Raw genomic sequence first — 13,071 nt, forward strand, 5'->3', positions numbered from 1 at the left:
TCAATCCATCCTTGACTCAACTCAGGCTCAGGCGCCGAGCACGCTCTGGCCGCACACGCGAAGCACCTGGCCGCTCATTGCGCCGGAACCCGGTTGACCCAGCCAGGCCACCGATTCGGCCACGTCCTGCGGCTGACCGCCCTGGCCCAACGAACTCATGCGTCTGCCCGCTTCACGCAAGGCAAATGGCATATGCGCCGTCATGCTCGTTTCGATAAAACCCGGCGCCACGGCGTTGATGCTGATGCCCCGCGCTTTGAGGGTCGGCGCCATCGCCCGGGCATAGCCGATCAGCCCGGCCTTGCTCGTGGTGTAGTTGGTTTGCCCGCGATTGCCCGCCAGCCCGCTGATCGACGCCAGCAGAATCACGCTGCCATTCTCGCGCAGCACGCCGCTGTCGATCAGCGCCTGGGTCAGCACCTGCGGTGCGTTGAGATTCACGTCCAGCACCGAGTCCCAGAAGTCCGACGGCATATTCGCCAGCGTCTTGTCCCGGGTGATGCCGGCGTTGTGCACGACGATATCGAGTCCGCCGGGCAAGTGTTCAATCAACTGAGCGGCAGCGTCCGGTGCGCAGATGTCCAGGACCAGCGCCTGCCCACCAAGACGCGCCGCCAGCGCATCGAGATCGGATTTGGCCTGGGGCACATCCAGCAACACCACCTCCGCACCGTCGCGAGCCAGGGTTTCCGCGATGGCCGCGCCGATGCCTCGGGCTGCCCCTGTCACCAGCGCTTTACGTCCTGCCAACGGGCGGGTCCAGTCCTGAACCTGCTGCCCGCAGGCACTCAGGCGAATGACCTGACCAGAGATGAACGCGCTCTTCGGCGACAGAAAGAATCGCAGCGCGCCTTCGAGCTGATCTTCCGCGCCGTCCTCTACTTGCAGCAGTTGAACCGTGCCACCGTTGCGCATTTCCTTGGCCAGCGAGCGGCTGAAACCTTCGATGGCCTGCTGGGTGCTGGCGGCCAGCGGATCGGATTGAGCATCCGGTGCGCGGGCAAGAATGACGACGTGGGCGCTGTTGTCCAGATGACGGAGGATCGGCTGAAAGAACTCACGCAACTGACTCAGCTGGGAGGTGTGCAGCAGCGTGCTGGCGTCGAACACCACGGCTTTGATCTTCGCGCTTTGCTCGGCAGTCCAGGGGTGGGCGCCATTGACTTCGCCGCCATTACTGAACAGCACATCGGTCAGGCGCGGCGCGAAGGTGCTGACTCGCTCGGCCAATGGCCCCGTGCTCAGCAACAGCGCGCCCTCCACCGGACGCAGACGCCCCGCCTGCCAGCGCTCCAGACGTGCGGGCGCAGGCAAACCGACGGCGCCGACCAGCTTGCGGCCGAGGTCGGAGTTGACGAAGTCAATGTAGCGATCGGATGCCATGGAACACTCTCCTTGCGTCTGGGTTCAAATCAGTGGACCGCGTGGTTGGGTAATAGGTCCTACGCTGTCAGGCAGCGCTTCTCAAACGATAGACGCATTCAGGGCAGGGAGATTTTGATGATTCAGACACGACGCGTGGCCATTGTCGGCGGCAATCGCATTCCGTTCGCACGCTCCAACGGCGCGTATGCCACCGCCAGCAATCAGGACATGCTGACCGCTGCGCTGGAAGGTCTGATCGAGCGCTTCAACCTGCATGGGCTGCGCATGGGCGAAGTCGCTGCCGGCGCGGTGCTCAAGCACTCCCGTGATTTCAACCTCACCCGTGAGTGCGTGCTCGGCTCAAGGCTGTCGCCGCAAACGCCGGCCTACGACATTCAACAAGCCTGCGGCACCGGTCTCGAAGCGGCGCTGCTGGTGGCGAACAAGATCGCCCTCGGCCAGATCGAGTGCGGCATTGCCGGCGGCGTCGACACCACCTCCGACGCGCCCATCGGCGTCAACGAAGACCTGCGGCAGATCCTGTTGCAGGTCAATCGCAGCAAGACAACGGCCGACAAACTTAAGGCGCTGATGCAATTGCGCCTGCATAACCTCAAGCCAGAGCTGCCGCGTAACGGCGAACCGCGCACCGGTTTGTCGATGGGTCAGCACTGCGAACTGATGGCGCAAACCTGGGGCATCCCCCGCGAGGCCCAGGACCAACTGACGCTGGAAAGTCATCAAAAAATGGCCGCTGCGTACGCGCAAGGCTGGCAGGACGACCTGCTCACGCCATTCCTCGGCCTGACCCGCGACAACAACCTGCGCACTGATGCGAGCCTGGAAAAACTTGCCTCGCTCAAGCCCGCCTACGAGCGCAGCGCAAAAGGCACGCTGACGGCGGGCAACTCGACGCCACTGACTGACGGCGCGTCGCTGGTGTTGCTCGCCAGTGAAGACTGGGCACGTGATCGGGGATTGCCTGTTCTGGCCTACTGGCGGGATGGCGAGGCCGCCGCCGTGGATTTCGTGCGCGGCAACGAAGGTCTGCTCATGGCCCCGGTCTACGCCGTCCCTCGTCTGCTGGCGCGCAACGGCCTCACGCTGCAAGACTTCGACTATTACGAAATCCACGAAGCCTTCGCGGCGCAGGTGCTGTGTACGTTGAAGGCGTGGGAAGACCCCGAATACTGCAAAACCCGCTTGGGGTTGGATGCACCGCTAGGCTCGATTGATCGCAGTAAGCTCAATGTCAAAGGCAGCTCGCTGGCGGCCGGGCATCCGTTTGCCGCAACCGGTGGCCGCATCGTCGCCAACCTGGCCAAATTGTTAAGCGTGGCGGGGCAGGGCCGCGGACTCATCTCCCTATGCGCAGCGGGCGGGCAGGGCGTTACGGCGATACTTGAGCGCTGAGTGGGTGAGCAGATGGCTGCTTCGGTTATAGGCTATCTCCCTGCGATCCAGATCGATGTCTGTCGTGGTTAATACGGTTGTCAGGACGCCTGTAGTGGATGAGTCGGTTCAGTTTCGGTCTAGCCAGCACCCACCTCAAGCGTCAGCAGGCATTGGTCAATCCAGAGTGGATCGTATGCACCGCTCAGAAAATCAATAGAAGTGATATTGCCCTGTGTAAAAGTCACTGTCTGCCAATCAGCCAACCTATTAATCACCTTGTCCTCAATCTGACCGTTGCCATAATGACAACGCCATGTCCCGTTGTTCTGATACAAAAAAGATAGGGTGATGGCCCGCAAGGCCTCGCTCATTTTTAGAGTCGCCGATAAGGTGATCCCTAAGACGCGAGTGTGTTCATCTTGTTCAGATATGAGAAATTCATAGCCTTTGGCAGTCGAAAAAACGATGTGGTCGGTGCTGAATCTGAATCCATAGATGCCCAGGGCATAATTCTTGAAGTCTTGCACAACGTCTATATTGCTCGTTTGCGAAATGCTGTAAGGGGGTGAGGTTTCATCTACTTTTGCCCTAAGTTCGTGATTTCCCTTCGCAAGAGTGAGTTGACAGGTCCATGTACCATCGATGGAGTCAACTGATGTGATGACTTTGTCGTTGTCGCTGATTTCGACAGAAGTGGTGTGAGTGTCTAGAGGTGTCATCTTCGGATCCTGAGGTTATTCCGCGTAGGTGTTTTTATTCACAGGGTTAGTGAATAAGTTAGCTGAAATCGAAGTTATCTATTATTTCCCTGTACGCGCCACCCGTAACGTCGATTTCGATCAAGCTGATCGGAGTGGTACTGCTGAACTCAACTTTCTCGGCATTAGTCGAGAGAATCTCGCCAATGAAGTAACCACTGTTGTCATAGTAGGTGATGCGGACGTTATTGCTGGATTCAGAGAATCGGAGGTGGGCAACAGACATTGCCGCAGAAGCTGGAGCTATTTCGACCTTGGCCCCCGGATCTAGAAAGAGGCAGTTTCGGTGCGTTGAATAAAGCGAAATTTGTGCAGCACCCTTCCGCAGTGTGATTGCAGTCGACGTCTTAGGGTTTGTTACGGTTACATCTCGCACAAGCTTGCCAACGGGTATGTCTTCGAAGTCTTCCTTAATGGGTAGCTCCGACGCGCCTCCTACGACAGTATACGTTTCTGATGTGTTACCGCCGGCTCGCGCGGTGAAACTATGAATGCCTTCACTGAAGGGAGACACAGTGTAAGTCCAGGAGCCGTTTGCCTCTGTGGGTGCAGTGCCTATAAGTTTTTCTCCGTCGAGAACTTCTACTTCGACGGAGCGGGCTTCATGAGTTGACATTCGCAAGTCCTTTTGATGGTTAGTTTCAGGTGTCCTGTCTCTGTATAGATCCGCGCTTCGTTTCTCGCAAATTCTGCTCAGACCCATTGGCGATAAACGCACTCATGGCTATCGCGGTTAAGAAACCGGCGAGCTCAAGTGCATTCGTGAGGTCACAAGCACGCGGGTTAGTGGCAGGCCGCATTCATGACCCGCGTAAGTGTGTGCGAACCCTCCTGAGTTTCCTGAACTCGCATGAGGCAAACAGTCGATTAATCTGCGGCGAATGCGCGCCCCGTTCTAAATAAACTCAATCCCCGACTCCACGCTCAATTCGGCTTCCGCCACTGGCAAAAGTCTGGAACAGGCGCGTAGACTTCTGTCTCCCGACACATGGCACGCATATGCCGAACAACGGACACCGCCCATCGCGCAACGCCGAAACTCGGCGCTTGATTCCAACGCTGAACGACTTGCCTCGCCCGCTATACGCCAGAGCGGAAAGCCTGAGCGCGGGCTCGTGGACGCCTACTCATCGCCACGACTGGGTGCAGTTTTCCTACGCCATCAGTGGTGTGCTTGGGGTCCATACCCCGCACGGCAGTTTCTTTGCGCCGCCGCAGTGGGGCGTCTGGATTCCTGCCGGGCTCGATCATGAAGTCGTCACGTCAACTCGTGCCGAGATGCGCAGCCTCTACGTGCGCAAGGAAGACTGCACGTGGTCGCCGGACCGCTGCCGGGTGCTTGAAGTCACGCCACTCGCCAGGGAGTTGATAAAGACGTTCTGCCAGCTGCCGGCAGATTACCCGGAGGTCGATAGCGCCGAGTCTCGTCTCGTTCAGGTACTGCTCGATCAATTGGCGAATTTGCCCGAGGTGGGTTTCTCGCTCCCACTGCCTCGGCATCCACGCTTGCTGGGACTGTGTGATGAACTGATCGAAGCACCGGATCAAGCGGCTACCCTTTATGACTGGGCGGCGCGTTTGAACATGTCGGAAAAAACCCTGACGCGATTGTTTCAGCGCGAAACCGGCTTGAGCTTCCGAGGCTGGCGGCAGAGGGCGCGCCTGCTGTCGTCACTCAATGCGCTGGAGGAAGGGGTGAGCGTGACGAGCACCGCGCTTAACTGCGGTTACGATTCGACGTCGGCTTTTATTGCTGCTTTCAAAGGGCTTTTCGGGAGGACCCCTGGCGAGCTGTTTCGCGGACCATGAGCGAAGATTGTCTAGTCGCGTTATTGCCGCTCTTTGATAAACACTGCCATACAGACGACAGAGGGTCGGAATTGTGCGTCGGCACGAATGCTGCTTGGCCATGTGGCGGGGATGTCGTGAGACAACTGGCATACGGTCAATCGAGCTGACCCCCTACTCGCTGGCAGAAGATTGCCGTATAACGAGCAACAATCGCGTGTTTGGCAACGAAGGACCCCCAATAAAAGCTGATGAAGACTCCTAAACGCATTGAACCCCTGATCGAAGACGGTCTGGTGGACGAGGTGCTGCGCCCGCTTATGAGCGGTAAAGAGGCAGCTGTTTATGTGGTGCGCTGCGGCAAAGAGCTACGCTGCGCGAAGGTTTACAAGGAGGCAAACAAACGAAGTTTCCGCCAGGCTGCGGAGTATCAGGAGGGCCGCAAGGTCCGCAATAGCCGTGATGCCCGCGCCATGGCGAAGGGCTCTAAGTTTGGACGCAAAGAAACCGAGGACGCCTGGCAGAACGCCGAGGTCGCGGCGTTGTTCCGACTCGCGAGCGCGGGTGTCAGGGTGCCCAAGCCGTTCGACTTCCTCGAAGGCGTGCTGCTGATGGAGATGATTTGTGACGAATACGGAGACGCGGCGCCGCGCCTGAACGACGTCACGCTGGAGCCGGATCAGGCACGGGAATATCACGCGTTCCTGATCCAGCAAATCGTCCTGATGTTGTGTACCGGTCTGGTGCACGGTGACCTGTCGGAGTTCAACGTGCTGTTGACGCCGACCGGGCCTGTCATCATCGACCTGCCGCAAGCGGTGGACGCGGCGGGCAACAATCACGCATTCAGCATGCTGGAGCGCGACGTCGGCAACATGGCTTCGTATTTCGGTCGTTTCGCACCTGAACTGAAGCAGACGCGCTACGCCCGCGAGATGTGGTCGTATTTTGAGGCAGGCACGTTGTCGCCGGCGACCGTCCTGACCGGGGTATTCGCTGATCCGGATGAGATTGCCGACGTAGGCAGTGTCTTGCGTGAGATCGAAGCGGCGCGGCTGGATGAAGACCGTCGCCAGGCGGGGCGTGCGGCGGACGATGCGCCGCCGGGGAAAACCGAAGAACCGCCGCCGCCCTGGATGCAATAATCGACAAAGAAAAACCCGGCTCAGGCCGGGTTTTTTCGTTGGCGGCTAGTAATTCAAATCCGCCTTCTTCAAATACATCCCGTTGGGCCCGGACGCGATGCGGTATTTCAGAACGTCACCTGCATTGATGTGCAGGCGCGTGTTGTTCTGCGCCTCAATGCCCGGCGAGCAGCCCGGCGTCTGGCCCGGCAGCACACGCAAGCGCACCGACAGGTCGCCAGCTGGCAAATTGAATGAGCGTGACTCTTCCTGATACAGGCGGCCGACGAGTTGGTCCTGCATGAATATTCCGATTTCGCAGGAGGTGGAGACCTCCAGGCGCTCGCGGGAAATGATCAGCACGCCATAGTCCTGATCGGCATGGGCCCAGGATGCGCACGCCAACAGGCCGGCGAAACCTGCAATACGAAAGGCTGACCAGCGCATGGCTGATTCTCCTGATATGACGGTTGTAGGCGCACTCTGGCGCAGAGTGCAGATGAAAGCCAGCCCGGCAGACCTCTCGGAAACTTGACCTTGCCCCGACGGGAAGGTCTTAGATGGCGTTATCACACGTTTTCGATGAGAAGAGGAGGCAGCACATGCAGGTATTCAAGGTTCAAGGCATGACCTGCGCACATTGCGTGCGCGCCGTCACCACCGCCATTCAGGGGCAAGACCCGACGGCGCAAGTGCAGGTTGATCTCGACAAGGGTGAAGTGAAAGTCCAGAGCCTGCTTGGCGCCAAGCAGGTGGTGGGATTAATCGAAGAAGAAGGCTATACCGCAACAGCAGCCTGACGCGGGTCTTGTAGGAGCGCGCTTGCCCGCGAATTGCGGTGTGTCATCCCCAGGTCATGTGTCTGGAAAACGCATTCGCGGGCAAGCGCGCTCCTACCGTCCTGCACAGCTCAATAGTGATACCACTTCAGCTCCAGCATCACTTCATTCACCGGCGAGGTCAGTTGGCTGAAATCCCGTTGCGCACTGAGCCGCAGGCCGAGGTTGCGCGACAGCTCCCATTGCTGATTGAGGCTGATATTCCGCCGCACTTCGCCATTGGTGAAGTAATCGCCTTTGGTTTCCAGGCTGAAGTTACCCAGTAGATTGCGCCACAGCACACCGGTGTTGAACCCCGCGGCTGGCGAAACTAGGGCTGAGAAATCGTTATTGTGCTCAATCCGCACCGTTCCCATGGCGAAGCCCAGCACGTCGTCCCCCAGTTTCCACGTGCCGCCGGCGCCGCCGTTGACATGGCTGACCAGGTTCTCGTCGCCGTGCTTGCCCAGTACGCGCTCAAGGCCGCCTGCCACTTGCCATGACCACGGTTGCAACAGCTCGTTGCGCGGTGTCAGCGAGCGAATGGTCGCCAGATCAAGCCGCTGCACTTGCCAACGGTTGTCTTCGTATTGGCGCAGCTTGAGCTGCAGGATTTCGATCTGCGCGCCCAGCGGGAAGCCGTACGCGTTGTCGTTCAAGTCGTGGTACGCCATGCGCAAGCCGTATTCGGCGAACGCCTTGTCATCCCGGGTGCCGGCACCCAGTTGCCATGTGCGCGACTCATGCCCGTCCTCTGGCAGTCCCGGCCGCTCAATCTCCAGCGCAGGTGGCGGATTGGTACTGATGGCGCGCAGCAGGTCGTAGCTGCGTTGAGCGCTTGTAGGGTCACGCTCCTGGCCGTTGGCGCGATACCGCTCCAGCCTGTAGGCCGCGTCCTGAATCAACGCGCGACGTTCCTTCGGCAGGACGATGTAATCGGCACTCTGCATTTGCTTCTGGTCCGCACTGACTTTCAAGACCCATTGCTGCTCGTCGTGATTCAACGGCTCGGCGCGGCTCAGCAGCTCGCGCTCCCGGGACGGGCGATAGTCGATCTTCTCGACAAGTCCTGCTTCTTTCACAGCACGCACGGTGTCAGTGGGAATGGCTGTCAGACGAAACTGCGGCGTCAGGTCCAGGCTCGGGCGAGCCACCTGAAGCAGTTCCAGCAAACGGTAGGAGCAGTTTTCGTCGAAGAAGAAATAGCCGAAGCGAATCTGTTTGAGTTCCCACACGTGCTCGACCATGCGCCGGGTTTCTTCCGGCGTCAGATTGAGGCGGTATTCCCACAGATCACGGTTCTCCAGGCTGCGGTACTCGGAGAGTTTTTCCTGATAAGGCACCAGCGCGAACAGACCCGGATAGCCTCCCGCCAGGCCCTTCCACGCGTACAGAATGCTATTGTCGGAACCCTCGATGTAGGCGCCGAAATTGATCGCGTAGCTGAGCAAGGCGGTCTTGTTGGCTTGCACGTCCGCCTGATCGATGCGCAGCAACGTGTGGCCGAACATGGACGACGGGCTGTTGAGGTACGCCGCCGGGAAAATCAGCACGGTGCTGTCCGGGGCGACATCGGAAAACCATTTGTTGAATTCTTTGCAGTCGACCGCAGGCAGATCGGTCAGCTTCAATTCGTCTCGCAAGAATCGCGTTCGAGAGGGGTAAACGCATTGCGGATGGGCGTTTTCCTGGCCTTGGGTGACGGGACGGTAGATCGCTTCAAAGGTCGCGGCCAATTCGGCTTTGGGGTCATGGGCGCCGTTCTGGGCGAGGAAGAATTTCGGGTCATCGACATAGCTGCGCCAGCCACCCAGCTTGCCGGCTTCGTAGTGACCAATAGAGATCCAGAATCTGGAATTGGCCAGTTGCTGCAAACGATCATTGTCGACGTGAGGCGCGGCGTACAGCGGGGCGCAGACACAGAGCACCAGCCAGGCAAGGCGTTTGAGCATAGATTGGCAACTAGTCAGAAGTGGCAGGGCGGAGAACCTGCCTTCCAGGGAGGAAGGCAGGCGGCACGACTTTAAGCTTGGGTCGCGTATTTAGCCAGAGTCGGATCGTTCTTCAGCACGTCGATGGTGTTGGTGTGAACATCTTCAGCAGTGGCGTCGGCCTTGGTGAAGATCTGCTGATAGTGCTCGTGGGTGACTGCGGCGAAATGCGCACGGTCTTCCGGTGCAACGCCCAACACGACCGCGTAGGTGGTCAGTGCTTCGCCTTGGCCCATGGCCATGTCCTTGGAAAGCTCGTCCATCATGCCGTTCATGGCAATCCAGGATTTGCCGCCGTAGGTCAGCGCGCTGTTGGTGGAGCAGCCGTTGGTGCCCGAGGTCATGCCGAAGGTGGCGTTGCCCGAAGTACCGTTGGTGGTGGAAGCGAGGAAGTGAGCGGGAGTACCGCGTTGACCTTCAAACAGCATGTTGCCCCAACCGCAGTCCGGACCGCCAGGCGCTTGAGCCATGGCGTTGATGGACACAGCGGCGAAGAGAGTACCAAGAAGAATCCGTTTCATAGCTTTAGTCTCTGTTGTTTCAACCAAGGGTCGGATTCCTGGCCGATAGGGCGCCAGGGCGGACCGGTTATTTAAATTGTTACCAGTCGCGCAAGTTGGAGTTTAGGCACGATATGAACGTTCCGTCAGCTATTGCAGATTGTTACGTGTAATCCGCCTCCATCAGCTGTGTAGGACGGTTCCTCATATGGAAAAGCGATCAGGTGGTTCATGCCTTGCCAGTGCGGTGCGGCGAGCGCCAGAATGCGCCCATCTGCCCCGCCTGATGTAAGGATGTCCGATGCCCGATTCTGTTGCTGCCAGCTTGCGACTTGCGCCTGAAGCGCTGACCCGTCCCTTTTCCGCTGAACAGTTCAGCTTCACGACAACCAACGATCTGGAACCCTTTCGCGGCGTGCTCGGTCAGGAACGAGCGGTCGAAGCCCTGCAATTCGGCGTCGCCATGCCGCGCCCCGGCTACAACGTGTTCGTCATGGGCGAGCCCGGCACTGGCCGGTTCTCCTTCGTCAAGCGCTACCTCAAGGCCGAAGCCAAGCGTATGCAGACGCCGTCGGACTGGGTGTACGTCAACAATTTCGACGACGCCCGTGAGCCGCGCGCGCTGGAATTGCCGCCCGGCAGCGCGAGCGCTTTCATTGCCGACATCAACGGACTGATCGACAACCTGCTGTCGACCTTTCCTGCGGTGTTCGAGCATCCGTCCTACCAGCAAAAGAAAAGCTCGATCGACCGTGCCTTCAATCAGCGCTACGACCGCGCCCTCGATGTCATCGAGCGTCTGGCGCTGGAAAAGGACATCGCGCTGTACCGCGACAACACCAACATTGCGTTCACCCCGATGCTCGAAGGCAAGGCGCTGGACGAGGCCGAGTTTTCGCAATTGCCGGAAGCCGAGCGCGAGCGTTTTCACACCGATATTTCGACGCTGGAAGAGCGTCTGAATGAAGAACTCGCCAGCCTGCCGCAGTGGAAGCGCGAGTCCAACAATCAGATGCGTGAACTCAATGAAGAGACCATCATCCTGGCGCTTCAGCCGCTGCTTGCACCGTTGTCCGAGCAGTACGCCGAAAACGCTGCGGTGTGCGCCTACCTTCAGGCGGTGCAGGTCAACCTGCTTAAAACCGTGGTCGAGCAACTGGTCGACGACAGCAAAACCGATGCCCAGGCGCGCAAGCTGCTCGAAGAGCAATACTGCCCAAGCCTGATGGTCGGCCATTCCGCCAGCGGTGGCGCGCCGGTGGTGTTCGAGCCGCACCCGACCTACGACAACCTCTTTGGCCGCATCGAATACAGCACCGATCAGGGCGCGCTTTACACCACCTATCGTCAGCTGCGACCCGGCGCGTTTCACCGCGCCAACGGCGGTTTTCTGGTGCTCGAAGCCGAGAAAATGCTCAGCGAGCCGTTCGTGTGGGATGCCCTCAAGCGCTCCCTGCAATCGCGCAAGCTGAAGATGGAAGCGCCGCTGGGTGAGCTGGGGCGTCTTGCCACCGTGACCCTGACCCCGCAGACCATTCCGCTGCAGGTCAAAGTCATCATCATCGGCGCGCGGTCGTTGTACTACACGCTGCAGGACCTTGATCCGGACTTCCAGGAGATGTTCCGGGTGCTGGTGGATTTCGACGAAGACATTCCCATGGTCGATGAAAGCCTGGAGCAGTTCGCCCAGTTGCTCAAGACACGGACCTCGGAGGAGGGCATGGCGCCTCTGACGGCGGACGCGGTTGCACGCCTCGCCACGTACAGCGCGCGTCTCGCCGAGCACCAGGGGCGCTTGTCAGCGCGCATCGGCGATCTGTTTCAACTGGTCAGCGAGGCGGATTTCATCCGCAGCGTCGCCGGTGACGAACGCACTGACGCCGGCCACATCGAGCGCGCCTTGAAGGCCAAGGCCACCCGTACCGGTCGAGTGTCGGCGCGGATCCTCGACGACATGCTCGCGGGCATCATCCTGATCGACACCCATGGTGCGGCGGTCGGCAAGTGCAATGGCCTGACGGTGCTGGAAGTGGGCGATTCGGCGTTCGGTGTGCCGGCGCGGATCTCGGCGACGGTTTACCCGGGCGGCAGCGGTATTGTCGACATCGAGCGTGAGGTCAATCTGGGCCAGCCGATTCACTCCAAAGGCGTGATGATCCTCACCGGTTATCTGGGCAGCCGTTATGCCCAGGAATTCCCGCTGGCCATTTCCGCGAGCATCGCACTGGAACAGTCCTACGGCTACGTCGATGGCGACAGCGCTTCCCTCGGCGAGGTCTGCACGCTGATTTCGGCACTGTCGAAAACCCCGCTCAAGCAGTGCTTCGCCATCACCGGTTCGATCAACCAGTTCGGCGAGGTTCAGGCGGTCGGCGGCGTCAACGAGAAGATCGAAGGATTCTTCCGACTCTGCGAAGCCCGAGGTCTTACGGGTGACCAAGGCGCGATCATTCCCCATGCCAACGTCGCCACGCTGATGCTCGACGAGCGCGTGCTGCAAGCCGTGCGCGCCGGGCAGTTCCATGTGTACGCGGTGCGTCAGGTGGATGAGGCGCTCAGCCTGTTGGTGGGCATGCCGGTCGGTGAAGCGGACGAAGACGGTCAGTTCCCCGATGACTCGGTGAACGGCAGGGTAGTGGACCGCCTGCGCGACATCGCCGAAATGCTCAGCGACGACGACCTCAAAGAGCTCGAAAAGGAGGCGCCACAATTACAGCCCGAGCTGAAAAGCTAGGCCTTTGACGTCAATGAAACGGGGCGCTTGATGGCAAAATGACCATTCGGCGCCCTTTTCATTTTCGCGCTTTTCCAACGGGGTATTTGTTCGATATTGTCGGGTTGCAGCAGTTGTCAAAGGGACTGACGCGTTTCCCTCGTTATGCGAAGGAAATGAATACTGCAATCAATGAGGAGCTCGCCATGCCGCGCAGCCTCTGTCTTACTCGCCAATGCCTGGGTCTGGTGACCCGAATCGAATGTGTCGTTCGCCCGCTGTCAGGCGATAAAGGAATGTGGACCTTGTTGTTCGCTGCCGGGATGTCTGGCGAGCAGCCCTCCGCACTCAAGGCTCAGGGGCCTTTTCATGGGCCGGTTGCTGCCGAATCGGTGCTTGATGCCATTGCTGAAAGCCTTGTGATGCATGGCTATCAAACGGCAGAGGAAATCCCGATATGGGGGCTTCACCTGCAGGGGGAGCTGCGAAGAATCAACAGCGACGCCGCCCAGGTGCAGCGGACATCTCCCGCCAACTGACCCCCGCGCTTCGACGAGTCTCGCATTTGTTTGCTGCTGTCTGCAGATGCGGATTTGTCGAGCGTCCCCCACGCCTGATC

12 protein-coding genes are annotated in these 13,071 nt (G+C 59.3%); 6 read left to right on the plus strand and 6 right to left on the minus strand.

From position 1 onward, the window contains the following. Positions 1 to 27: 27 nt before the first annotated feature. Positions 28 to 1,383 (minus strand): 3-oxoacyl-ACP reductase, encoded by a 1,356-nt coding sequence (locus ACQKEN_RS03065; RefSeq protein ID WP_427683556.1) that lies wholly within the window; start codon positions 1,381 to 1,383, stop codon positions 28 to 30. Between the two features lie 117 nt (positions 1,384 to 1,500). On the opposite strand from ACQKEN_RS03065, the gene ACQKEN_RS03070 reads away from it, so the two are divergent. Continuing rightward, a complete protein-coding gene (locus ACQKEN_RS03070) occupies positions 1,501 to 2,778 on the plus strand; it encodes an acetyl-CoA C-acetyltransferase (RefSeq protein ID WP_427683558.1) in 1,278 nt (425 codons plus the stop codon). Between the two features lie 119 nt (positions 2,779 to 2,897). Here ACQKEN_RS03070 and ACQKEN_RS03075 read toward each other — a convergent pair whose 3' ends face one another. Further along, a complete protein-coding gene (locus ACQKEN_RS03075) occupies positions 2,898 to 3,479 on the minus strand; it encodes a hypothetical protein (protein WP_427683559.1) in 582 nt (193 codons plus the stop codon). 58 nt (positions 3,480 to 3,537) lie between these two features. Further along, positions 3,538 to 4,134: a hypothetical protein gene (locus tag ACQKEN_RS03080; RefSeq protein ID WP_427683561.1), complete on the minus strand. Its 597-nt coding sequence runs from the start codon at positions 4,132 to 4,134 to the stop codon at positions 3,538 to 3,540. Between the two features lie 383 nt (positions 4,135 to 4,517). Between ACQKEN_RS03080 and ACQKEN_RS03085 the strand changes: the two genes are divergently transcribed. Both ACQKEN_RS03085 and ACQKEN_RS03090 read left to right on the plus strand, forming a co-directional pair. Then, positions 4,518 to 5,327 (plus strand): AraC family transcriptional regulator, encoded by an 810-nt coding sequence (locus ACQKEN_RS03085; protein ID WP_427683563.1) that lies wholly within the window; start codon positions 4,518 to 4,520, stop codon positions 5,325 to 5,327. 230 nt (positions 5,328 to 5,557) lie between these two features. Next, positions 5,558 to 6,451: a PA4780 family RIO1-like protein kinase gene (locus ACQKEN_RS03090; protein WP_074890490.1), complete on the plus strand. Its 894-nt coding sequence runs from the start codon at positions 5,558 to 5,560 to the stop codon at positions 6,449 to 6,451. 45 nt (positions 6,452 to 6,496) lie between these two features. Here ACQKEN_RS03090 and ACQKEN_RS03095 read toward each other — a convergent pair whose 3' ends face one another. Next, entirely contained in the window at positions 6,497 to 6,877 is a 381-nt protein-coding gene (locus ACQKEN_RS03095; protein ID WP_205484840.1) for a hypothetical protein, read from the minus strand. Between the two features lie 155 nt (positions 6,878 to 7,032). On the opposite strand from ACQKEN_RS03095, the gene ACQKEN_RS03100 reads away from it, so the two are divergent. After that, complete coding sequence (locus tag ACQKEN_RS03100) at positions 7,033 to 7,230, plus strand: heavy-metal-associated domain-containing protein (protein WP_427683566.1); 198 nt, start codon at positions 7,033 to 7,035, stop codon at positions 7,228 to 7,230. A gap of 110 nt (positions 7,231 to 7,340) precedes the next feature. On the opposite strand, the gene ACQKEN_RS03105 is transcribed toward ACQKEN_RS03100, so the two are convergent. After that, positions 7,341 to 9,200 carry a DUF4105 domain-containing protein gene (locus tag ACQKEN_RS03105; protein ID WP_427683568.1) on the minus strand — a complete coding sequence of 620 codons (1,860 nt, stop codon included), beginning with the start codon at positions 9,198 to 9,200 and terminating at the stop codon, positions 7,341 to 7,343. Between the two features lie 71 nt (positions 9,201 to 9,271). Next, the gene (locus ACQKEN_RS03110; protein WP_122535346.1) at positions 9,272 to 9,760 is read right to left on the minus strand and encodes a DUF3015 domain-containing protein; all 489 of its coding nucleotides are present in this window, start codon (positions 9,758 to 9,760) and stop codon (positions 9,272 to 9,274) included. A 280-nt stretch (positions 9,761 to 10,040) separates the two neighbouring features. Between ACQKEN_RS03110 and ACQKEN_RS03115 the strand changes: the two genes are divergently transcribed. Next, positions 10,041 to 12,473, plus strand: coding sequence for a Lon protease family protein (locus ACQKEN_RS03115; RefSeq protein ID WP_427683570.1), 2,433 nt, complete (start codon positions 10,041 to 10,043; stop codon positions 12,471 to 12,473). A 185-nt stretch (positions 12,474 to 12,658) separates the two neighbouring features. Continuing rightward, complete coding sequence (locus ACQKEN_RS03120) at positions 12,659 to 12,991, plus strand: hypothetical protein (RefSeq protein ID WP_427683806.1); 333 nt, start codon at positions 12,659 to 12,661, stop codon at positions 12,989 to 12,991. Positions 12,992 to 13,071 lie beyond the last annotated feature (80 nt).

The sequence above is a fragment of the Pseudomonas sp. NPDC078416 genome (assembly GCF_050268485.1).
In the GTDB taxonomy this organism is placed as follows: domain Bacteria; phylum Pseudomonadota; class Gammaproteobacteria; order Pseudomonadales; family Pseudomonadaceae; genus Aquipseudomonas.